This is a genomic window from Pseudomonas sp. B21128, from assembly GCF_044218865.1.
In the GTDB taxonomy this organism is placed as follows: Bacteria; Pseudomonadota; Gammaproteobacteria; order Pseudomonadales; family Pseudomonadaceae; genus Aquipseudomonas; species Aquipseudomonas iridis.
This window is the reverse complement of the sequence record NZ_CP162590.1, coordinates 1,690,603-1,713,463: the sequence shown is the minus strand read 5'-3', so window position 1 is coordinate 1,713,463 and position 22,861 is coordinate 1,690,603. Positions and strand designations below refer to the sequence as shown.

Here is a 22,861-nt window from a genome sequence, read left to right as displayed (position 1 = left end):
GACACTGTGGGAGCTGGCTTGCCAGCGATAGGGCCATTCAGAGCACCACAAAGGCTGGATTAATGGACAAGCCCCGCCTCCACCAACAACTTCTCCAACCCCAACAAATCCGGCACCTTCGCCACTTGGTCGCCGACCTGCACCGCTGCCTGTTCCAGCGCACACAACGGCACATCAACATAGCTCAACTGGCTATCAAGCTTGTAAGAACGCGGAATTCCCTGCACCAGCAGCGCAATAAACTTCAGCTCCGGCAACCCGCCCAGCGCATTGAGGATGACGATCCTTGCCCGCTCGCCAATCACGATTTTTTGCCCGCAGGCGGACTCAAAACTCAACAGCGGAATCTGCCGCTCGCGCCACGTCACGCGCCCCAGGTACCACGGTGGCGTATCCAGATCGAAGGCGCTGGCCTGATAGTCGATCAGCTCCGCGACTGCCACGTTCGGCAGGATCAGATTGCGATCCGCCAGCGGCAGCAGCAGCCCGGTAAGTTGGCTGGTGCGCGGGTTGTGCCGGCGCTCATGCATGTTTCTTGCTCCAGTGGGCAATGCTTTCGAGCAGCACCGATTCCTGATACGGCTTGCCGAGGTAGTCGTTGACGCCGATGGCCATGGCGCGGTCGCGGTGTTTCTGGCCGGTGCGCGAGGTGATCATGATGATCGGCAGGTGTTGCAGGCGCGCGTCGTTGCGTACCTGGGTCGCCACTTCGAAACCGTCCATGCGCGGCATTTCGATGTCGAGCAGCATCAGGTCGGGCATGTGTTCTTCGAGCAGGAGCATGGCGTCGACGCCATCCTTGGCGGTCAGCACGTTCATGCCGTGGCGCTCAAGCAAACGGCTGGTGACCTTGCGCACCGTCACCGAGTCGTCGACGACCATCACCAGCAGCGGTTTCTGCGGTTCGCTGTCGATTTCCGGGAGCGTCGGATGCTGCGTAACGCGCGCCTGCATCGCGCGGATCGGCGCGAGCAAATCAAGAATCAACACGACCCGACCATCACCCAGAATCGTCGCGCCGGACACGCCCTGCACCGCCGCGAACTGCGCGCCGAGGCTCTTCACCACAATCTCGCGAGTACCTGCCATGGCATCAACCTGCACCGCAATGTGCCGGTCGTTGTAATGCACCAGCAGCACCGGTAATGGCAGATTCTGGCCGAGCAGTTTCGGCCGTGGCGCGGTTTTCAGCAGTTCGCCCAGATAGCACAACTCATAGCGCTGTCCGCCGTATTGATAGCTCGGCGGGTCGAGACGGAAATGCCCTTCGAGGTCATTCGGCAAGACACGGACGATGCCTTCAATGGTGTTCAGCGGAATCGCGTATTGATCCTCTGCGCACTGCACCATCAACGCGCGATTGACGGACACCGTGAACGGCAAACGGATGCGGAAGTGCACGCCCTGCCCCGGCACCGAGTCGATGCTCATGCTGCCGCCAAGTTGGCGGACCTCTTCGTGAACCACGTCCATGCCGACGCCACGCCCGGAAATCTGGGTAATTTTTTCGGCGGTGGAAAACCCCGGCTGAAGGATGAACTGCAACACATCGCGGTCGCTGATCTCGGCGTTGGGTGCCAGCAAGCCACGTTTTATCGCCTTGCGCCGCACGGCTTCCAGCGGCACGCCTGCGCCATCGTCGCGAATGTCGAAAACGATGTCGCCACCCTCGCGAGACAGGTCGAGGCTGACCTGTCCTTGCGCCGGTTTCCCGCCGGCCAGGCGCACCTCGGCAGATTCCAGACCATGGTCGACGGCGTTGCGCAGCATGTGTTCCAGCGGCGCGACCATGCGCTCGAGGACGTTGCGGTCCATCTCGCCTTCGGCATTGCCGACGACGAACGCAACGTCCTTGTTCAGCTCTTCAGCCACCTGACGGACGATGCGTTTGAGGCGCGGCAACATGCGTTCGAAAGGCACCATGCGCGTACGCATCAGGCCTTCCTGCAATTCGGTGTTGATCCGTCCCTGTTGTTGCAGCAGGTTCTCGGCGTCGTGGTTGCGACGGTCGAGGGTTTCCTTGAGGTCGAGCAAGTCCGAGGCGGATTCGAACAGCGCTCGCGACAGTTGCTGCAACTGCGAATGACGGTCCATTTCCAGCGGATCGAATTCTTCATAGCCAAGGCGCTCGGCATCGACCTGCTGCCGGCTGAGAATCCGTCCCTGGGTTTCGGTGTCGAGGCGACGCAGTTGATCGCGCATGCGCTCGATGGTGGTTTCCATCTCGTTGAGCGCTATCTGCGCGTCGTTGACTTGCTGTTCGATACGCCCGCGGAAAATCGAGGTTTCCCCGGCCAGGTTGACCAGTTCGTCGAGCAGTTCGGCGGAGACCTTGACCATGTCAGCGCCGGCGTCGACGGCAGGTGGCGCGGTCTCGGTCTTGACCGCAAGCGGCAACGGCGGTGGGGTTTGCGGCGTCGCTGGATGACTGAAATTGCGAATCGCATTGATCAGCCGATCCGCCGGCGGGCACGGTTGTCCGGCGCGCACGGCATCGAGCATTTGCGCCAGTCGGTCATGGCCACGCTGGACCAATGCGAACAACTCGGTTGACGCTTGTAGCGTGCCGGCGGAGAGACTTTCGTAAAGGTATTCCAGCTCATGGGCAAGGTCGCCGATCGGGCCGATCTCGACCATCCGCGCGCCGCCCTTGAGGGTGTGCAGATCGCGCAGCAGGGTTTCCACTTCCTGGCGATTGCCCGGTTCGGCCTGCCAACGCAGCAGCGCGGCGCCGGAGTTTTCGATGATGTCGAAACCTTCCCCGAGGAAGATTTCCAGCAACTCCGGATCGTGCCCGGCACCTTCGTGATCGACGGCAGGCTGCGTTGTTTCGACACTGGCGCACGAACCTTGGCGAAATTGTCGAATCGCCTCAATCAGATCCTGCGCCGGGTTCAGCGGTTGATGGTTTTGCAGCTGTTCCAGCAGCAGCGCCACACGCTCATGGCTCTTGTGCAGCAAGCGACCGAGGGCTTCGCTGTGGCTGTGGCGCCGATCAACCAGGTCTTCGTAAAGGCTTTCCAACTCTTGGGCCAGGTCCCCAATGGCTTCGACTTCAGCCATCCGCGCGCCACCCTTGAGGGTGTGCAAATCGCGCTGCAACGAGGACAGCGGCGCGGCGTTGTCCGGGTCGTTCAACCAGCGCTGCAAGGCTTGCCCGGCGCTGTCGAGAATGTCCACGGCCTCTTCGAGGAAGATGTCGACGATCTCGTCGTCCGGCGCGGGAACAGACGTGGATTGTGCAAGCTCAGCGGTCGCGGCGCCCAGTTCGCGGATGCTCAAGGTGCGGCTGCCGTCGCTGCGGATCAGGCCCATGGACGAAGGATCAAGACTTTCATCAAGCAGGTCGTGCAATGCACGAATCCGCGCAGGCTGCGGCGTGACTTCCTGGCCGGCGGCCAGCTCGTCGAGCATGTTGATCAGCGCTTCGTGGGCGTTCTGCGCTTCGTGGAAGAACCGGTCGCTGACCGCCAGGCTGCTTTCTTCCACAGCGCCATACAGATCGAGCAAGGCTTCGCACAACACATCGACCGGCAGCAGATCCGCCAGGTGTGCGCCTTCGCCGAGGGTAGTCAGCTCATCCAGCAGCGCGCTCAATTCCTGCCGTTCGCCGGGGTGTTGCTGCCAGCGCTGCAAGAGACTTTCGGCGTCGAGCAGGATGTCCATGCCTTGCGCGAGGAAGTTGTTGATCAGTTGCGGATCACGCTTGATCCGAAGACCGGTGTTCGGCGCATTGAGGATCGATTCCAGACGCTCGGCGAGCAGCGCTTCGGTGCGTTTGATCAGTGACTGCGCGCCGACAATCGGCGCCAGCGGGTCATGCTTGAGCTGACGTAATCCGACACGGAACAGGCCCTCGGCTTCGAGGAGCAATTCCACTTCATCGAGGTCGAGCGGCAGTTGATGCGCCTTGAACTCGCGGGCCAGTTGATCGAGCGGCGCGGCCAGTTCGGCAATCGGCAACACACCCGCCATCGACGCGCTGCCCTTGAGCGTGTGCAAGGCGCGCTGCAATTCGTCGCTGGCTTGCAGCGGCACGTGTTCAGCGGCCTGATCGAGAAAGCGGTTGAGGCTGGCGAGATGGGTTTCGGCTTCGTTGCGGAAGATCTCCAGCAACAATGGATCGAGCGCCGCGACGTCATCAACGTCCTCGGCGGCCAGTGGTTCGTCACCCTTGGCCAAAGAATGAGCACGCGCGGCGAGTTGATCGACATCGCTGCGCTGACGCTGGCGGTTGGTGGCGAACTCGTTGATCAGTTCCGGCAGCAACAACACCGTGTCGGTCAACAGTTGCTGGACTACCGAGCCGGGTTCGACGCTTTGTTCCAGCACGCGGTTGAGCAAGTTTTCCACGGCCCACGCCAGTTCGCCGAGAATCAGCGCACGCACCATGCGTCCGCTGCCCTTCAAGGTGTGGAAGGCGCGGCGCAGTTCGGTCAGCGCGGCGTGATCCTGCGGATTGGCCGACCAGCGCGGCAAGTATTCGTGAAGGACCTCGAGAACCTCGTCGGTCTCTTCGAGGAACACTTCGCGCAGCTCGTCATCCACCGGTTCTTCATCCGCCGGTGGCGGCATCAGGCTGCCGGGCGTGATCCGCGCGGGCGGGTTGAGCACCGACACCGGGCTGGCCAGGACCTCGGCCAGCGACTGCACGACTTCAGGATCGTCCAGCGCCTGTGCGTCCTGCATCACCAGTGCTTCGCTGGGACTGAGCACGTCGTCGAGCACCGGTACAGGTATCTCGCCGGGCTGCTCGCTGGGAAAGAAACCGAGGCTGGCGAGGCTCTTCTGGGCGATATCCAGCAGTTGCTCGCCGGGCGCCAGCGGGTCGTCGGTCAAGCGTTCCAGATAGTACTCAAGACTGCTGATGACATCGGCCAGGTTGTCCAACTGCTCCCAACCCGGTTCATGCGGATCGAGCAGCAGATGTTCGCGAATAAAACCGTTGCAGGCCTCGACCAGGCTCGCCGCACGCGCAAGCGGAATCATCGCCAGTGCACCGCGCACTTGAGTCAGCAGTGCAGGCAGTGGTTGCAAGTGCTGGCGGTCCCAGTCGGCGTCAATGTAGTCGACGATCATGTCCTTGGCCTGTTGCAGGCAGATGCGTGCTTCCTTGATCACGATCTGGTGAATCTGCGTGAGGTCGGTGGTCGGCAGGCGCGCGTCTTCCGGACTTTCCGGTTCGACGGTGCCGACCATCCCGGCCAGGGTCGCTTCGACGTAGAGCAAGGCACCGGCGACGTCCATCAGGACGGCGTCGTTCGGTTCACGCTGGCCTTGGGCGATGCTCAAGACCACCGCCAGTTGGTCAATGATGACTTTGCGCGGCTGGCCGAAACCGAGCACGGCCAGGGTGTCGGCGATCTGCCGCAGTGGTGCCAGCAGACTTTCCAGATCGGACGTATGTTGGCGGTCGCTGCGCACGAACAGGTCGAGCCGCTCCTTGACCCGCACCAGTTCTTCGCACAGTGCCGCGAGCACCGAGCGCATCGCATCGCGGTCGGGACCGGCCAGGCGCGCGCGCTCTTCGTCGACCATCGCGCTGTCGGGCAAGGCATCGTCCAGCGAGTAGCGATCTTTCATGGTCAGCATCTGCCCGGTGGGATGTTCGGCTTTGGCAATATAAAACAACAGGCTTTTGAGCAGCTCCGCCGGCGGCGGTTGATTGAGTCCGCGCAGGCCTTGTTCGAGCAGGCGCTTGAGCTCCTTGTCGGCATCCTTGAACAGGCTGCGTAGCGCCGGGCTGTTGGCGATCACACCCTCACGCATGCCTTCGACCAATGCCGATGCAACTTGCCACAACGGACTCAACGGCGCATCGCCGCTCAGTGCTTCGAGGCGGCTGAAGACCTTGGCCAGATAATCGAGATGCGTCTGATCATCCTGCTCACGCAGCAGCCCGACCAGCGCCATTTGCAGCATCTGACGCAACTTGCGCAGTACGTTCGGCAGTTCGGCCGGCTCCAGCAGCGCCAGCGCTTCTTCACTCAGCGGCGCCAGTTCCGGCAGTTGCGGGCTGAACAGGCTGGTTTCCGAGAGCAGGCTTTCGCCGCGGGCGCTGCGCAAATCATTGATCAGCGGCAAGACCACCAGCGGCAGATCGCGACGGGCGCTCTGCACACGTTCAAGGTAAATCGGCAATTGCCCCAAGGCTTGTAACAGCAGGTGCAGTGCTTCGTCGCGATGGCTGACGCGCTCGTGCTGGAGGGCTTCGACCAGATGCTCCATTTCTTCGGCGAGCAACGCCGCGCCGTAGAACTCGACCATCTGCAAACTGCCGTGGACCTGATGGATGTAACCCAGGCACTCGTCGAGCCCGGGAAAGGCCTGCGAATCATCGAGCACGGCTTCGATCGCCTGATGCGCCTGTTTCAGCGTTTCGGCAATTTCGCCCTTGACCCATTCGAGGGCCACGTAATCGTGCCGATCACCCATAACCGCTCCAATCACACTTTATCCGTCGCCGACGCGAACGCCGCCGGCAAGGTGAAACCGGACACCGAACGGCGCAACTGACTGGCCATTTTCGCCAGATTGCCAATGCTTTCGGCGGTGGCCGTGGAGCCGGACGACGTCTGCGACGTGATCTGCTGGATCACGTTCATGGTCAGGGAAATCTGCCCCGCCGAAGACGTCTGCTGTTGCGCCGCGTTGGAGATGCTTTGAATCAGCGCCGCAAGCGTCTTGGATACGCCTTCGATTTCTTCCAGTGCCACACCGGCATCCTGCGCCAGTCGCGCGCCGCGCACCACTTCGGTGGTGGTCTGTTCCATCGAAATGACGGCTTCGTTGGTGTCGGTCTGAATCGCCCGCACCAGGGTTTCGATCTGGCGTGTGGCGGCAGATGAACGCTCGGCCAAGCGCTGCACTTCGTCGGCGACCACGGCAAATCCGCGCCCGGCATCCCCGGCCATCGATGCCTGAATGGCGGCGTTGAGGGCGAGGATGTTGGTCTGGTCGGCAATGTCGTCGATCAGGCTGACGATGTCGCCGATTTCCTGAGACGACTCACCGAGACGCTTGATGCGTTTGGCGGTGTCCTGAATCTGTTCGCGAATGTTGTCCATGCCGTGGATGGTGTTGTGCACCACCTCGTTGCCCTTGTTGGCGATTTCCACAGAACGCTCGGCCACCGCCGAGGATTCGGCAGCGTTGGCCGACACCTGATCGATGGACTGGGCCATATCGCTGATCGCCGTCGACGCTTCGGAAATCTGCTGGGCCTGATGTTCCGAGGCTTGGGCCAGATGCATGGCAGTGGCCTGGGTTTCCTGCACGGCGGCGGCGACCTGGCCGGCGGTGAGGTTGATGGTCGCCACCAGATCGCGCAGTTGGTCGACGGAATAGTTGATCGAGTCGGCAATGGTGCCGGTGAAGTCTTCGGTCACCGAAGCGGTCACGGTCAGGTCGCCGTCAGCGAGATCTTCGATTTCGTCGAGCAAACGCATGATCGCGTTCTGGTTGCGCTCGTTCTTTTCCGCCGTTTCGCGCAGTTGCCGATTGGTCTCGCGCACCATCACCAGACCGATAAGGATGATCGAGGCCAGCGCCAGCAAGCCGAGCACGTAGCCGCCGATGGTGTCGGTGCTGCGCCCGCCGGCGAGGTTTTCGAAACCGTTGGCCAGGTGTGAGGCTTCGTCGAGCAGGGTTTGCGAGAGGCTGAAGATGTTGCTGGCCGACTCACGGACCTTGAACAGCTCCGGTGAGGTTTCGAGGATTTCATCCACAGAGCCGGAGACGAACTGGAACAGCTCGGAGATTTCACTCAGGCGAGCACGGGCGTCGCGGTCTTCGACCTGGCTGATTTTCAGCGCCGGGTTGCCCTGGAGCATGCCATTGAGCACCTGACCGAAACGCGTGGCATCGCGGCCGAAGGCATCCGCGGCTTGTTGCGAATTTTCGTCGCCAGCAAGCACGGTGTTGACCGCGCCGAGGATGCGCTCAGCCAACAGCGACTGACGCTGGGCCATCGCCACTTGCGTTGCGGGAGCGCCGCGCTGCAAGAGAATTTCGACGACTTTTTCGTATTCGATCTGCAACTGCGGCACGGTTTCAGCCAGGGTCGCGGCGACCTGATGCAGCGACAGCACGGTCTGTTCACTGGAGAGAATGGCGTCGGTGTTTTTCAGCAGGCGCTCCCAATCGAGCTGCACGGCGCGCATTTCCGGGCGCACGGTGGACGGCGCCGGCGGCAGGCCGGTGGCCGGGTCGCCTTTTTTCAAGTAACCCCAGCGCTGGGCGAAATCGTTGCGGGCGTCACTCAGCAGTTTGAACGCGGCAGCCTTGCCGGCGGCGGCTTCGGTGGCGTTCTTGGCGATGCGTTGCGAGAGCACGCGCAGTTCACCGGCATGGCCGATGTACTGCTTATCGTAATTCGCCTGGGTGTTGAGGTACGCGAAGTTGGCGAACAACAGCATGATGAACACGATCAATGCAATAAACAGCACGATGATCTGCGAGCGACTGCGCGATCCCTCTGCTGACTTGCCTGTTTTTGCTTTTGTCATCGGTCCTCGCCTATTCCCGCGCCATTTGAAGCTCACCGAAAACCCTGTGGGAGCGGGCTTGCCCGCGATAAGGCCGGCACATCCGACATCTATTAGCGACTGATCTGGTGCCATCGCGGGCAAGCCCGCTCCCACAGGGTTGGGTGGTGTTTCGACTAAATTGCTACGCTCATGAACACCGGGGATCTGGCCAGCGCAAACAAACTGAACACCCGCCAGTTCTGCTCGCGCCGGAAATAGCCTTTGACGAACTCGGCCTTCGAGCCCTGGCGTTTGCTGATCGACAGCGGTTCAAAACTGTCTTGTTCGAAGTGCTGCAAGCCGATGACTTCATCGACCATCAACCCGGCAAACACCTCCTCATGCTCGACCACCAATACCCGCCGCTGTTTGCGTAGCGGTGACAGTTCATGCCCGAAGAAACCGCACAGGTCCATGATCGGCAGCAAGCGCCCACGCAGGTTGGCCACACCCTTGACCCACGGTTTGACTCCGGGTAGTTGGGTGAAGCGCGGTTCGTGCAGCACCTCGCTGACTTCGCCCATCGGCGCGACATACCAGTGTTCGCCGAGGCGAAACCCGATACCGCTCCAGCGATCCTGGCGCGCGGGTTGCGACGGCAGGTCCGCCGCCAACAAGCGGCAGCGCTGGTCGATCTGCCAGAGCAGTTCGAACGCAGTCAGTGTTTCGCTCATGGCTGCGCGATCAACCGTTCAGCACGTTGTTCAGGGTTTTGATCAGGGTGTCTTCGTCGACCGGTTTGGTCAGGTAATCCTTGGCGCCCTGGCGGGTGCCCCAGACCTTGTCGGTATCCTGATCCTTGGTGGTGATGATGATCACCGGGATATGCCCGGTTTCCGGATCCTTGGTCAACTGACGAGTCGCCTGAAAACCGTTGAGGCCGGGCATGACGATGTCCATCAGCACCGCGTCGGGTTTCTCCTGACGGGCCAGTGCTACGCCGTCGGCGCCGTTTTCGGCCTTGAGCACTTGATGGCCATGCTTTTCGAGCATGCCGGTCAGTTTGTACATTTCAGTCGGCGAATCATCGACGATCAGGATACGTGCCATGGTCTTCCCCATTTTTCTTGCCGACACCCGGCCCGCTGGCCGAGCGTCTCAGTGCTTTTCTTACTGCGGCAAAACGGCGGCGAAGCCCGGAACATGGGCCTGGATCGCGCTGAGCAGTTCTTCCTTGCTGAAAGGCTTGGTCAAAAATTGATCGGAGCCGACAATCCGCCCCTTGGCCTTGTCGAACAGTCCGTCCCGGGACGACAGCATGATCACCGGCGTGGCCTTGAACGCATTGTTGTTCTTGATTAAAGCGCAGGTCTGATAACCATCCAGACGCGGCATCATGATGTCGACGAAAATGATTCCGGGGTGGTTGTCGGCGATCTTCGCCAAAGCGTCGAAACCGTCGATTGCCGTGATGACTTCACAACCGACATTCTTCAACAAGGTTTCGGCGGTACGGCGAATCGTTTTCGAGTCGTCGATCACCATGACCTTCAAGGCGCTGGACTGCTGTTCCATAAGAGGGCTCTACCGTCGCCTTTGCGAATCAATTTGTCCGTTTTGCTATCAGTAATGGCCGGAAACCCTTGATGTTCAAGGGCCGGCACTGCATGGCAGCCTTTTTAGCACAGTCTCCAGATGCAATCTATCGACGGGTTTTCCCTTGACCGAAAACCCTGCCGGCGCCACTCTGGCGGCACTTTTTTCATACCGATCCGGTAGCCAATTTTCGAGGAAAACCCAATGAGCGTTCGCGTCGGGATTGTCATGGACCCTATCGCCAGCATCTCCTATAAAAAGGATAGCTCGCTGGCCATGCTGCTGGCCGCGCAGAAGCGCGGCTGGGAACTGTTCTATATGGAGCAGCGCGACCTGTATCAAGGTGAAGGTCAGGCACGGGCGCGCATGAAGCCGCTGAAAGTCTTCGCCAACCCGGAAAAATGGTTCGAACTGGACGCCGAGCAGGACAACCTGCTGAGCGATCTGGACGTGATCCTGATGCGCAAGGATCCGCCGTTCGACATGGAGTTCGTCTACTCCACCTACTTGCTTGAACAGGCCGAAACCGCCGGCGTGCTGGTGGTCAACAAGCCGCAGAGCCTGCGTGACTGCAACGAAAAGCTGTTCGCCACTCTGTTCCCGCAGTGCACGCCGCCAACCGTAGTCAGCCGCCGCGCCGATGTGTTGCGCGAATTTGCCGCGAAACACGGCGACGTCATCCTCAAACCGCTGGACGGCATGGGCGGCACTTCGATTTTCCGTCACCGCGCTGGCGATCCGAACCTGTCGGTGATTCTGGAAACCCTGACCGCACTCGGCGGCCAGCAGATCATGGGCCAGGCCTATCTGCCGGCGATCAAGGACGGCGACAAGCGCATCCTGATGATCGACGGTGAGCCGGTGGATTATTGCCTGGCGCGGATTCCGGCCCAGGGCGAAACCCGTGGCAACCTGGCGGCTGGCGGTCGCGGTGAAGCCCGTCCGTTGACCGACAAGGATCGCTGGATCGCCGCTCAAGTCGGCCCGACCTTGCGTGAAAAAGGCCTGTTGTTCGTTGGCCTCGATGTGATCGGCGAGCATCTGACCGAAATCAACGTCACCAGCCCGACCTGCATCCGTGAAATCGACAACGCTTTCGGCACTGACATTGGCGGGATGCTCATGGATGCTATTGAAAAGCAGCTGCAAGCTATTAGCCGCAAGCCACAAGCCTGAAGCCAAGCGACAAGCTTCTTACTTGCAGCTTGTAACTAGTAGCTTGCAGCTGCCCCTGTGCATCTTGTCGCTTGAAGCTAGTCACTTGCAGCTAAAAACCAACATTGCGTTATCATGCCGTGCCTTTAAAAACGCGATGTTGGTTTTTCTGTCATGACCCTCCCGTCCGATCTGCCCACTGAACTCGCCCATCGTGGCGTGCGCCCGGCCGATCGCCTCGGATTTACCCTATTCCTCGCCGCGCTGATTCATTTGGCGCTGCTGCTCGGCGTCGGTTTCACGATGGTCGAGCCGAAACAGATCAGCAAAACCCTGGAAATTACCCTCGCCACCTTCAAGAGCGAAAAGAAGCCCGAAAAAGCTGACTTTCTCGCTCAGGAAAATCAGGAAGGCAGCGGCACGCTGGACAAGAAGGCGACGCCGAAGACCACCGAGATCGCGCCGTTCCAGGACAATCAGGTCAAAAAAGTCACCCCGCCACCGGCCGCCAAGCCGCAAGTGCAGGAAGCCGCGCCCAAGGCTGCCGTGACTACGGTTGCGCCGAAGCCAAAGAAGGCTCCGACCAAGAAAGAAGAAACCAAAACCGAAGTCAAACCGTCGGTCGACGCGCCGACGTTCGACAGCTCGCAGCTGTCCAGCGACATCGCCAGCCTTGAAGCCGAGCTGGCCAAGGAACAACAGCTTTATGCCAAGCGCCCGCGAATCCACCGTTTGAGCGCTGCCTCGACCATGCGCGACAAGGGTGCCTGGTACAAAGACGACTGGCGCAAGAAGGTCGAACGTATCGGCAACCTCAACTACCCCGAGGAAGCACGGCGCAAGCAGATCTACGGCAATTTGCGCCTGATGGTGTCGATCAACCGCGACGGCTCGCTGTATGAAGTGCTGGTGCTGGAATCGTCCGGCCAGCCGCTACTGGATCAGGCCGCGCAGCGCATCGTGCGACTGGCGGCGCCGTTTGCCCCGTTTACCGGGGATCTGTCGGATATCGACCGACTGGAAATCATCCGCACCTGGAAATTCGCCCGGGGCGACAAGCTCTCAAGCAATTAAAGAACACCGCAGAACCCTGTGGGAGCGGGCTTGCCCGCGATGGGGCCGGCACATGCGGCATTGATCGTGACTGATCCGACGCCATCGCGGGCAAGCCCGCTCCCACAAAGATCAGCATCGCTCACGGCTTTTGCAGCATTTCCCAGACATCCTCAGCTTGTCAGTTCGCCCCTTGAACGCCACACTAGCGCACATGAAAAACGTCAGCCCCAGCTACCTCAAGCATCAATTCCTGATCGCCATGCCACACATGGCCGACCCGAACTTTGCCCATACCTTGACCTACATCGTCGAGCACACGGCCAATGGCGCCATGGGGATCGTGGTCAATCGACCGCAAGAGCTGAATCTGGCTGACATCCTCGAGCAATTGCGCCCGGACATCGATCCGCCGGCCCTCTGCCAGCATGTGCCGATCTTCATCGGCGGGCCGGTACAGACCGATCGTGGTTTTGTTCTGCACCCGGCGGGCAAGACCTTCCAGGCCACCGCCGAGCTTGAGGGCGACCTGGCACTGTCCACCTCGCAGGACGTGCTGTTCGCCATCGCTGACGGCATGGGGCCGGCCAAAAGCCTGATCGCGCTGGGTTACGCCGGTTGGGAAGCCGGGCAACTGGAGGCCGAAATGGCCGACAACGCCTGGCTGACCTGCCCGTACGACGCCGACATCCTGTTCAACACCAGCAGCGAACGGCGTCTGGAAGCGGCGGCCAGGCACTTGGGGATCAACCTCAACCTGCTGACCAGCCAGGCAGGGCACGCCTGATGGCCCTGCGCCTGATTCTCGGCTTCGACTACGGCACCAAACAGATCGGCGTAGCGGTCGGCCAGGTGATCACCGGCCAGGCCCGTGAGCTGTGCACCTTGAAAGCGCAGAACGGTGTTCCCGACTGGAACCAGGTCGAAGCGCTTATAAAGGAATGGAAACCCGACGCCGTCGTCGTCGGCCTGCCGTTGAACATGGACGGCACCCCCAGCGACATGTGCGTGCGCGCCGAGAAATTCGCCCGCCGCCTCAACGGCCGCTACAACCTGCCCTTCTATACCCACGATGAACGCCTGACCACGTTCGAAGCCAAGGGCGAGCGCCTGGCGCGTGGCGGTCAGAAGGGCAGTTACCGCGACAACCCGGTGGACGCCATCGCTGCCGCTCTGCTGTTGCAGGGCTGGCTCGATGAAAACACTGCTTTATTTGAATCCTGACAAGCGCTACGGCGCTTTTCTTTTGGCTAAAACCTCGAGCCACCTCCGGCAGGACGGAGCTCGGGGCGAAGAAGGAGCAACCATGAGTCTGCCCAATCCCGCCGATCTGATCAGCCAGATGGCGATCCGCCTCAAGGCGCACCTTGCTCAACGCGGCATCAGCGAACCGCGTTACATCGGTATCCGTACCGGTGGCATCTGGGTCGCGCAGGCGCTGCTCAAAGAACTGGGCAGCGACGCGCCGCTGGGCACGCTGGATGTTTCCTTCTACCGCGACGACTTCAGCCAGAACGGCCTGCACCCGCAAGTGCGCCCATCCGCCCTGCCCTTCGAGATCGAAGGCCAGCATCTGGTGCTGATCGACGACGTGCTGATGAGCGGGCGCACCATCCGCGCCGCCATGAACGAATTGTTCGACTACGGCCGCCCGGCCAGCGTGACGCTGGTATGCCTGCTCGACCTGGAAGCTGGCGAACTGCCGATCCGCCCGAACGTGGTCGGCGCGAGCCTGTCGCTGGCCGCTCACGAGCGCGTGAAGCTGTCCGGTCCCGAGCCGCTGACGCTCGAACTGCAAGATTTCACCCTTTAATCCGCCCTATTGAGAGTCCCCCTCGCGATGACGCCTCTAGATACCAAGCGCCCGCTGCAGCTCAATGATCAGGGCCAGCTGCGCCACTTCCTCTCGCTCGACGGTCTGCGCCGCGAGTTGCTGACGGAAATCCTCGACACGGCCGACTCGTTCCTTGAAGTCGGCGCCCGGGCGGTGAAAAAAGTCCCATTGTTGCGCGGCAAGACCGTGTGCAACGTGTTCTTCGAAAACTCCACCCGCACCCGCACCACCTTCGAACTCGCCGCCCAGCGGCTGTCGGCGGATGTGATCACCCTGAACGTGTCGACCTCGTCGGCAAGCAAAGGTGAAACCCTGCTCGACACCCTGCGCAACCTGGAAGCCATGGCCGCCGACATGTTCGTCGTGCGCCACGGTGATTCCGGCGCTGCGCATTTCATCGCCGAGCATGTCTGCCCACAGGTGGCGATCATCAACGGCGGCGACGGCCGTCACGCGCACCCGACGCAAGGCATGCTCGACATGCTGACCATCCGTCGGCACAAGGGCGGTTTCGAAAACCTCTCGGTGGCCATCGTCGGCGACATCCTGCACTCGCGGGTGGCGCGCTCGAACATGCTCGCCCTGAAAACCCTCGGTTGCCCGGACATCCGTGTGATCGCGCCGAAAACCCTGCTGCCGATCGGCATCGAGCAATACGGCGTCAAGGTCTACACCGACATGACCGAAGGCCTGAAAGACGTCGACGTAGTGATCATGCTGCGCCTGCAACGTGAGCGCATGACCGGCGGCCTGCTGCCGAGCGAAGGCGAGTTCTATCGCCTGTTCGGCCTGACCACCGCGCGCCTGGCCGGGGCCAAACCCGATTGCATCGTCATGCACCCGGGGCCGATCAACCGTGGGGTGGAAATCGAGTCGGCAGTGGCCGATGGCCCGCACTCGGTGATCCTCAATCAGGTCACCTACGGCATCGCGATTCGTATGGCCGTGCTGTCCATGGCCATGAGCGGGCAGACTGCCCAGCGCCAATTCGAGCAGGAGAACGCCCAGTGAAGCTCAGCATTCTCGGCGCACGCGTCATCGATCCAAGCAGTGGCCTGGATCAAGTCACCGACATTCACATTGAAGCTTGCAAGATCATCGCCCTCGGCGCGGCGCCGGCCGGTTTCAGCGCGGTGCAAACCATTGATGCCATAGGCCTGGTGGCCGCTCCGGGCCTGGTCGACCTCAACGTCGCCCTGCGCGAGCCGGGCTACAGCCGCAAAGGCTCGATCGCCAGCGAAACCCGCGCCGCAGCGGCCGGCGGTGTGACCAGCCTGTGCTGCCCACCGCAAACCAAACCGGTGCTCGACACCTCCGCTGTGGCCGAACTGATCCTCGACCGCGCCCGCGAGGCCGGTAATACCAAGGTGTTCCCGATTGGCGCCTTGAGCAAAGGTCTGGACGGTGAGCAGCTCGCCGAGCTGGTTGCCCTGCGCGACGCCGGTTGTGTGGCGTTCGGCAACGGACTGGAGAGTTTCCGCAACACCCGCACCCTGTGCCGGGCGCTGGATTACGCGGCGACGTTCGACCTGACGGTGATTTTCAACTCGCAGGATCACGATCTGGCCGAAGGTGGCCTGGCCCATGAAGGCGCGGTGGCCAGTTTCCTCGGCCTGCCGGGGATTCCGGAAACCGCTGAAACGGTGGCGCTGGCTCGGGACCTGTTGCTGGTCGAGCAGACCGGCGTGCGCGCGCACTTCAGCCAGCTGACCAGTGCTCGCGGTGTTGCGCTGATCGCTCAGGCTCAGGCTCGTGGTTTGAAGGTGACGGCGGATGTGGCGCTGTATCAGTTGATTCTGACCGACGAAGCGCTGATCGACTTCAGCAGCCTCTATCACGTGCAGCCACCGCTGCGCACCCGCGCTGACCGCGATGGCCTGCGCGAAGCAGTGAAGTCGGGGGTGATCTCGGCGATTTCCAGCCATCACCAACCCCATGAGCGTGACGCCAAACTGGCACCGTTCGGCGCGACTGAACCGGGCATCAGCAGCGTTGAACTGCTGCTGCCGCTGGCGATGACGCTGGTTGAGGATGGTTTGCTCGATCTGCCGACCTTGCTGGCTCGCCTGAGCGCCGGCCCGGCCGAGGCACTGCGCCTGCCGGCGGGCAAACTGGCGGTGGGCGGTGCGGCGGATATCGTACTGTTCGATCCGAAGGCATCGACGGTGGCCGGTGAACACTGGCTGTCGAGAGGCGAGAACTGCCCGTTCATGGGTCACAGCTTGCCGGGTGTGGTTCGCTATACGCTGGTGGATGGGCGGATCAGCCACCAGGCGTAAAACCGAGTCACTGCATTCGCGAGCAAGCTCGCTCCCACAGAGGATTTGGGGCTGGCACAAATTTTGTGTCCACGACAGATCCAATGTGGGAGCGAGCTTGCTCGCGAAGGCCTACTGAAAGGTGCCGCGGTTCTGCGCGTTGCGCACCGAGACCTGATCATTCAGTGTCCAGAAGTCATACAGCACGCCAACGAAGAACAACCCGCCGGTCAGTAGATACAGCAAGCCGCTGATCCACTTGCCCTGGTACATCCGGTGCACGCCCAGCACGCCGAGAAACGTCAGCAGAATCCACGCCACGTTGTACTCGATCGGCCCGTCGGCAAAGCGCAGATCTGCTTCACGATCCATTGCCGGGATCAGAAACAGGTCGATCAGCCAGCCAATTCCCAGCAAACCGAAGGTGAAAAACCAGATCGTCCCGGTCACCGGCTTGCCGTAATAAAAGCGGTGGGCACCGGTAAATCCGAAGATCCACAGCAGGTAACCGATGATTTTGCTGTGGGTGGTTTTTTCCTTCACACGGGGTAGCTGATAGCTGTTCATGAAGACCTCGATGCACTCGATAGATAAATATTCTTGAATTCTTTGTGACTTTTTTACAGGTAGCCGACGTATGGCAAATGTTACCGTCGCTACCGTGAAAGCCTTATAGCACCGGACCTCTGTCCGACAATCGCGTCAATTTGCCGCTTATTTGGTTCCGTTGCCTCCCGTTTGAATCGACCAACGGCCTCGGAAGTCACAAAAAAGCTGTTATAAAGTTGCGCGCTATCACTTAAGAGCCACGCCTAATGCGACCATTTTTCAAGACATGGCTAACTATTTGCCTATTAATGCCACTGGCCGCCCACGCCACCAATCGTGAGCAACGTCTTCCCAACGTTAACGGCTTTACCCCTAAATCCCATGCTTCTGCCCCATCGAGCAAAAGCAAACAAAGCAAAATCACCACGCTGAGCAGCAAAAGCCGCAGCAGTCTGGTGCCGCCAATGGCGAGCAAGGAAAGCAGCAATGTCCTGAGCCGCGCCGTAAACGTCCTCGGTACTCCTTATCGTTGGGGCGGCAGCAGCCCAAGTAAAGGCTTTGATTGCAGCGGCCTGGTGAAATACGCGTTCAACGACGCCACATTCGATCTGCCACGCACCTCCAATGCCATGGCCAGCGGCCACGGTGAGAAAGTCGACCGCAAGGATTTGAAACCGGGCGACCTGATTTTCTTCAAACTCAAGAGCCGTCGGGTCAATCACGTGGCCATCTACATGGGCAACGACCGCTTTATCCACGCGCCACGTCGTGGCAAGTCGGTGAGCATCGATACGCTGAACAAGCCGTATTGGCAGAAACATTACGTGGTTGCCAAGCGTGTATTGCCCAAAGAGCAAAGCCAGATGCGCGTGGTTCAGCGCTAAAGGTCAAAAGATCGCAGCCTTCGGCAGCGCCTACAGGATTTTGTGTTCATCCCCGATATGTGGACGATCTGACCTGTGTAGGAGCTGCCGAAGGCTGCGATCTTTTGCTTTTAAAAGTTATCCGGCGTACGCGCCTTCTCCCGCGCATGCTCGCGACTGATCAAGCCCTTGGTCACCAGATCTTTCAGGCACATATCCAGTGTCTGCATCCCCAGCGACCCACCGGTCTGAATCGCCGAATACATCTGCGCCACCTTGTCCTCGCGGATCAGGTTACGGATCGCTGACGTTCCCAGCATGATTTCGTGCGCCGCCACCCGCCCGCCGCCGATCTTCTTGATCAACGTCTGCGAGACCACTGCCAGCAGTGACTCCGACAGCATCGAACGCACCATGGATTTCTCGTCACCGGGGAACACGTCCACCACACGGTCGATGGTTTTCGCGGCAGACGTCGTGTGCAGCGTGCCGAATACCAGGTGCCCGGTCTCGGCGGCAGTCAGCGCCAGACGAATGGTCTCCAGGTCGCGCATCTCGCCCACCAGGATCACGTCCGGGTCTTCACGCAGCGCTGAACGCAGAGCCGTAGCGAAACTGCGGGTATCGCGGTGGACTTCACGCTGATTGATCAGGCATTTGCGCGATTCGTGAACAAACTCGATCGGATCTTCGATGGTCAGGATGTGATGGTGGCGATGGGTGTTGAGGTAGTCGATCATCGCCGCCAGCGTGGTCGACTTGCCGGAACCGGTCGGCCCGGTGACCAGCACCAACCCGCGCGGAGCATCGGTGATCTTGCGGAAGACGTCGCCCATGGCGAGATCTTCCATGCTCAGCACTTTCGAGGGAATGGTGCGGAACACGGCACCCGCGCCACGATTCTGATTGAAGGCATTGACCCGAAACCGCGCCACGCCGGGGACTTCGAAGGAAAAGTCGGTTTCCAGATGTTTCTCGAAGTCGACCCGCTGGGTGTCGTTCATGATGTCGTAGATCAATTCGTGCACCTGCTTGTGGTCCAGCGCCGGCAGATTGATCCGCCGCACATCGCCATCGACGCGGATCATCGGCGGCAGACCGGCCGACAGGTGCAGGTCGGAAGCGCCCTGTTTGGCGCTGAAGGCCAGCAGTTCAGTGATATCCATAGCGCTCCTCAATTCCAGTAGAATGCCGCGAACCTTCAGACCCACGGCGCCTCTTGATGTCCACGATAGCAGACAACATCCTTCAGGTTAGTTCGCGCATCCAGGCCGCCACCGCTGCTGCCGGACGCGCTGAAAACAGCGTGCAGTTGCTGGCCGTGAGCAAAACCAAACCTGCCGAGGCGCTGCGCGAAGCTCATGCCGCCGGCCTGCGGGACTTTGGCGAGAACTATCTGCAAGAGGCGCTGAGCAAACAGCTCGAACTGGCCGACCTGCCCTTGATCTGGCACTTCATCGGCCCCATTCAATCGAACAAGACTCGCGCGATTGCCGAGCATTTCGAATGGGTGCACTCCGTGGATCGTCTGAAAATTGCCCAGCGCCTGTCCGAACAGCGCCCGGCCGACCTGCCGCCGCTGAACATCTGTATTCAGGTCAACGTCAGCGGTGAGGCCAGCAAGTCCGGCTGCACCGCGGCCGACCTGCCGGCGCTGGCGAATGCCATCAGCGCCCTGCCACGCCTTAAGCTGCGCGGCTTGATGGCGATTCCCGAGCCGACTGAAGATCGCGCCGAACAGGACGCCGCGTTTGCTGCCGTGCAACGTTTGCAGGCCAGCCTGAATCTGCCGCTCGACACACTTTCCATGGGCATGAGCCATGACCTTGAGTCGGCCATTGCCCAAGGCGCCACCTGGGTGCGGATTGGTACCGCCCTGTTTGGTGCGCGCGACTATTCCCAATCTTGAAATTTTCCAGATAAGGACCTGACATGAGCAACACACGTATTGCCTTCATCGGTGCCGGCAACATGGCCGCCAGTTTGATCGGCGGCCTGCGGGCCAAGGGTCTGGAAGCTGCACACATCCGCGCCAGCGACCCGGGCGAAGAAACCCGCGCCAAGGTCAGCGCCGAACACGGCATTGAAACTTTCGCCGACAACGCCCAGGCCATCGAAGGCGTCGACGTTGTCGTGCTCGCGGTCAAACCCCAGGCGATGAAAGCCGTTTGCGAAGCGATTCGCCCGAGCCTCAAGCCCGATCAACTGGTGGTCTCCATCGCCGCTGGCATTACCTGCGCGAGCATGACTGCATGGCTCGGCGAGCAGCCGATCGTGCGCTGCATGCCCAACACCCCGGCGCTGCTGCGTCAGGGCGCCAGCGGTCTGTACGCCACCCGCGAAGTAACCGCCGAGCAACGCCAGCAAGCCGAAGAGCTGCTGTCCGCCGTCGGCATCGTGCTGTGGCTGGATGAAGAACAACAACTCGATGCGGTGACTGCCGTTTCCGGTTCCGGCCCTGCGTACTTCTTCCTGCTGATCGAAGCCATGACCGCCGCCGGCGTCAAACTCGGCCTGCCGAAAGAAACCGCTGAACAACTGACCCTGCAAACCGCACTGGGCGCCGCGCACATGGCAGCGGCCAGTGACGTCGATGCTGCCGAACTGCGTCGTCGCGTGACCTCGCCGGCCGGTACCACCGAAGCCGCGATCAAATCGTTTCAGGCCGGGGGCTTCGAGGCTCTGGTGGAAAAAGCACTCGGCGCCGCCGCGCACCGCTCGGCCGAAATGGCCGAACAACTGGGCAAATAAGGAGCCTTACATGATTGGATTGAACACTGCAGCGGTTTACGTGCTGCAAACCCTCGGCAGTCTGTACCTGCTGATCGTGCTGCTGCGCTTTGTCCTGCAACTGGTGCGGGCGAATTTCTACAACCCGCTTTGCCAGTTCATCGTCAAAGCGACTCAGCCGCTGCTCAAGCCGCTTCGCCGGATCATCCCGAGCATGTTCGGTCTGGACATGTCGTCGCTGGTGCTGGCGATTCTGGTGCAACTGGCGTTGATGGCGCTGACCCTGCTGCTGACTTACGGCACCATCGGCAACCCGCTGCAACTGCTTATCTGGTCGCTGATCGGCGTGACTGCGCTGTTCCTGAAGATCTTCTTCTTTGCCCTGATCATCAGCGTGATCCTGTCCTGGGTCGCTCCGGGCAGCCACAACCCGGGCGCTGAGCTGGTCAACCAGATCTGCGAGCCAGCCCTGGCGCCGTTCCGCAAATTCCTGCCTAACCTCGGTGGTCTGGATCTGTCGCCGATCTTCGCCTTCCTCGCGCTGAAGCTGATCGACATGCTGGTGATCAACAATCTGGCGGCGATGACGATGATGCCGGAAATCCTCCGTCTGCTGATGTGAGCTGGTTTCGTTGGGACGGTGACGACCTGATTCTGGAGTGTCACCTGCAACCGGCCGCCCGCAGCGATGATTTCTGCGGGCTGCACGGTGATCGCCTGAAAATCCGCCTGACTGCGCCACCGGTCGAGGGCAAGGCCAATGCGTATCTGATGGGCTTTCTGGCCAAGGCGTTTGGGGTGTCCAAGAGCCAGGTCAGTTTGCTCAGTGGCGAGTTGAACCGGCAGAAACGGGTGAAGATTTGCTCGCCGAAGAAGTTGCCGGATTTGCCGGGGTTGGCTGGGCGCTCGTCCTGAATTTTTGTGGCACCCCTGCCCCTCACCCCAGCCCTCTCCCGAGGGAGAGGGGGCCGATCTTCGGTGTTTTCGGGGCCTGAGTCCCCCTACTTAGCCCCCCTTGCCGCTGGATCAGGGAGCCGATTTTGGTGCTTTTCGAGGCCTGAGTTCGGCTCGATAAATCAGGTCGGTGTAGCTCGAGAGAACCCCTCGGTCAGTCCCCTCTCCCTCTGGGAGAGGGTTAGGGTGAGGGCTGCTTGCTGCTAACCCCCGCGGTCTTTAGACTTACGCCTCATTTCAACGAGAGCAGGGTCGATGCCAACTGCCTTTCCCCCCGATTCTGTGGGTCTGGTGACGCCGCAAACGGCGCACTTCAGCGAACCTCTGGCCCTGGCCTGCGGTCGCTCGCTGCCAGCCTATGACCTGATCTACGAAACCTACGGCACGCTGAACGCACAGGCGAGCAACGCCGTGCTGATCTGCCACGCCTTGTCCGGCCATCATCACGCCGCCGGTTATCACAGCGTCGACGACCGCAAACCCGGTTGGTGGGACAGCTGCATCGGCCCCGGCAAACCGATCGACACCCGCAAGTTCTTCGTGGTCAGCCTGAATAACCTGGGCGGCTGCAACGGCTCCACCGGCCCGAGCAGCATCAACCCCGAGACCGGCAAACCGTTCGGTGCCGACTTCCCGGTGCTCACCGTGGAAGACTGGGTGCACAGCCAGGCGCGTCTCGCTGACCTGCTCGGCATCGGCCAGTGGGCCGCGGTGATCGGCGGTAGCCTCGGTGGTATGCAGGCGCTGCAATGGACCATCACTTACCCGGATCGCGTGCGTCACTGCCTGGCCATCGCTTCGGCGCCCAAGCTGTCGGCGCAGAACATCGCGTTCAATGAAGTGGCGCGCCAGGCGATTCTCACTGACCCCGAATTCCACGGTGGTTCGTTCCAGGAAGCGGGTGTAATCCCCAAGCGCGGCCTGATGCTGGCGCGCATGGTCGGCCATATCACCTACCTGTCCGACGACTCGATGGGCGAGAAGTTTGGCCGTGGCCTGAAGAGCGAAAAGCTCAATTACGACTTCCACAGTGTCGAGTTCCAGGTCGAAAGCTACCTGCGTTATCAGGGCGAAGAGTTCTCCGGACGCTTCGACGCCAACACCTATCTGTTGATGACCAAGGCGCTGGATTACTTTGATCCGGCGGCGAACTTCGACGATAACCTGGCGAAAACCTTCGAGAACGCCACTGCCCGGTTCTGCGTGATGTCGTTCACCACCGACTGGCGCTTCTCCCCGGCGCGCTCGCGTGAGCTGGTGGATGCACTGATGGCGGCGCGCAAAGACGTCAGCTATCTGGAAATCGACGCACCGCAGGGCCACGACGCCTTCCTGATTCCGATCCCTCGCTACTTGCAGGCGTTCGGCAATTACATGAACCGCATCACGCTGTGAGAAAGC

General features: G+C 60.9%; 21 protein-coding genes. 13 read left to right on the top strand and 8 right to left on the bottom strand.

Features of this window, described 5'->3' with window-relative positions; genetic code table 11:
• Positions 1-59: 59 nt before the first annotated feature.
• The 6 genes from AB4P91_RS07575 to pilG all read right to left on the bottom strand — a co-directional run bounded on the left by AB4P91_RS07575 (position 60) and on the right by pilG (position 10,043).
• Positions 60-530, bottom strand: coding sequence for a chemotaxis protein CheW (locus AB4P91_RS07575; protein WP_150593611.1), 471 nt, complete (start codon positions 528-530; stop codon positions 60-62).
• Positions 523-6,435, bottom strand: a complete 5,913-nt coding sequence (locus AB4P91_RS07570) for an Hpt domain-containing protein (protein ID WP_395604577.1) — start codon at positions 6,433-6,435, stop codon at positions 523-525. The genes AB4P91_RS07575 and AB4P91_RS07570 overlap by 8 nt, the downstream gene beginning before the upstream one ends.
• Before the next feature lie 11 nt (positions 6,436-6,446).
• Complete coding sequence (locus AB4P91_RS07565) at positions 6,447-8,507, bottom strand: methyl-accepting chemotaxis protein (protein WP_395604576.1); 2,061 nt, start codon at positions 8,505-8,507, stop codon at positions 6,447-6,449.
• 155 nt (positions 8,508-8,662) lie between these two features.
• Positions 8,663-9,202, bottom strand: coding sequence for a chemotaxis protein CheW (locus AB4P91_RS07560; RefSeq protein ID WP_150593608.1), 540 nt, complete (start codon positions 9,200-9,202; stop codon positions 8,663-8,665).
• Positions 9,203-9,212: 10 nt separating this feature from the next.
• Positions 9,213-9,578, bottom strand: a complete 366-nt coding sequence (pilH, locus tag AB4P91_RS07555; protein ID WP_042561532.1) for a twitching motility response regulator PilH — start codon at positions 9,576-9,578, stop codon at positions 9,213-9,215.
• A 60-nt stretch (positions 9,579-9,638) separates the two neighbouring features.
• A complete protein-coding gene (gene pilG, locus AB4P91_RS07550; protein ID WP_042561533.1) occupies positions 9,639-10,043 on the bottom strand; it encodes a twitching motility response regulator PilG in 405 nt (134 codons plus the stop codon).
• Positions 10,044-10,268: 225 nt separating this feature from the next.
• Here pilG and gshB point away from each other — a divergent pair, with 225 nt between their 5' ends.
• The 7 genes from gshB to AB4P91_RS07515 all read left to right on the top strand — a co-directional run bounded on the left by gshB (position 10,269) and on the right by AB4P91_RS07515 (position 16,385).
• A complete protein-coding gene (gene gshB, locus AB4P91_RS07545; protein WP_042561534.1) occupies positions 10,269-11,240 on the top strand; it encodes a glutathione synthase in 972 nt (323 codons plus the stop codon).
• 153 nt (positions 11,241-11,393) lie between these two features.
• Positions 11,394-12,293: an energy transducer TonB gene (locus AB4P91_RS07540; protein WP_395604575.1), complete on the top strand. Its 900-nt coding sequence runs from the start codon at positions 11,394-11,396 to the stop codon at positions 12,291-12,293.
• 193 nt (positions 12,294-12,486) lie between these two features.
• Positions 12,487-13,059, top strand: coding sequence for a YqgE/AlgH family protein (locus AB4P91_RS07535; RefSeq protein ID WP_395604574.1), 573 nt, complete (start codon positions 12,487-12,489; stop codon positions 13,057-13,059).
• The gene (gene ruvX, locus AB4P91_RS07530; RefSeq protein WP_042561537.1) at positions 13,059-13,496 is read left to right on the top strand and encodes a Holliday junction resolvase RuvX; all 438 of its coding nucleotides are present in this window, start codon (positions 13,059-13,061) and stop codon (positions 13,494-13,496) included. Before AB4P91_RS07535 ends, ruvX begins: the two co-directional genes overlap by 1 nt.
• A gap of 82 nt (positions 13,497-13,578) precedes the next feature.
• Entirely contained in the window at positions 13,579-14,085 is a 507-nt protein-coding gene (gene pyrR / locus AB4P91_RS07525) for a bifunctional pyr operon transcriptional regulator/uracil phosphoribosyltransferase PyrR (RefSeq protein WP_150593604.1), read from the top strand.
• Between the two features lie 27 nt (positions 14,086-14,112).
• Positions 14,113-15,117 carry an aspartate carbamoyltransferase catalytic subunit gene (locus AB4P91_RS07520; protein WP_007913665.1) on the top strand — a complete coding sequence of 335 codons (1,005 nt, stop codon included), beginning with the start codon at positions 14,113-14,115 and terminating at the stop codon, positions 15,115-15,117.
• Entirely contained in the window at positions 15,114-16,385 is a 1,272-nt protein-coding gene (locus AB4P91_RS07515) for a dihydroorotase (protein WP_395604573.1), read from the top strand. Before AB4P91_RS07520 ends, AB4P91_RS07515 begins: the two co-directional genes overlap by 4 nt.
• 111 nt (positions 16,386-16,496) lie before the next feature.
• Here the strand turns inward: AB4P91_RS07515 and AB4P91_RS07510 are convergent, their stop codons facing one another.
• On the bottom strand, positions 16,497-16,931 hold the full coding sequence (locus AB4P91_RS07510) for a TM2 domain-containing protein (protein ID WP_150593602.1): 435 nt from the start codon (positions 16,929-16,931) through the stop codon (positions 16,497-16,499).
• A gap of 248 nt (positions 16,932-17,179) precedes the next feature.
• Here AB4P91_RS07510 and AB4P91_RS07505 point away from each other — a divergent pair, with 248 nt between their 5' ends.
• On the top strand, positions 17,180-17,797 hold the full coding sequence (locus AB4P91_RS07505) for a C40 family peptidase (protein WP_042561542.1): 618 nt from the start codon (positions 17,180-17,182) through the stop codon (positions 17,795-17,797).
• A 110-nt stretch (positions 17,798-17,907) separates the two neighbouring features.
• Here AB4P91_RS07505 and AB4P91_RS07500 read toward each other — a convergent pair whose 3' ends face one another.
• Positions 17,908-18,942: a type IV pilus twitching motility protein PilT gene (locus AB4P91_RS07500; RefSeq protein ID WP_007953348.1), complete on the bottom strand. Its 1,035-nt coding sequence runs from the start codon at positions 18,940-18,942 to the stop codon at positions 17,908-17,910.
• Positions 18,943-18,998: 56 nt separating this feature from the next.
• On the opposite strand from AB4P91_RS07500, the gene AB4P91_RS07495 reads away from it, so the two are divergent.
• From AB4P91_RS07495 to AB4P91_RS07475, 5 genes are all read left to right on the top strand, one after another.
• A complete protein-coding gene (locus tag AB4P91_RS07495; protein WP_395604572.1) occupies positions 18,999-19,685 on the top strand; it encodes a YggS family pyridoxal phosphate-dependent enzyme in 687 nt (228 codons plus the stop codon).
• 23 nt (positions 19,686-19,708) lie between these two features.
• Complete coding sequence (gene proC / locus AB4P91_RS07490) at positions 19,709-20,527, top strand: pyrroline-5-carboxylate reductase (RefSeq protein WP_395604571.1); 819 nt, start codon at positions 19,709-19,711, stop codon at positions 20,525-20,527.
• A gap of 10 nt (positions 20,528-20,537) precedes the next feature.
• Entirely contained in the window at positions 20,538-21,128 is a 591-nt protein-coding gene (locus AB4P91_RS07485; protein WP_042561545.1) for a YggT family protein, read from the top strand.
• A complete protein-coding gene (locus AB4P91_RS07480; RefSeq protein ID WP_150593597.1) occupies positions 21,125-21,421 on the top strand; it encodes a DUF167 domain-containing protein in 297 nt (98 codons plus the stop codon). Before AB4P91_RS07485 ends, AB4P91_RS07480 begins: the two co-directional genes overlap by 4 nt.
• Positions 21,422-21,715: 294 nt before the next feature.
• Positions 21,716-22,855, top strand: a complete 1,140-nt coding sequence (locus tag AB4P91_RS07475) for a homoserine O-acetyltransferase (RefSeq protein WP_150593596.1) — start codon at positions 21,716-21,718, stop codon at positions 22,853-22,855.
• Positions 22,856-22,861: the final 6 nt, after the last annotated feature.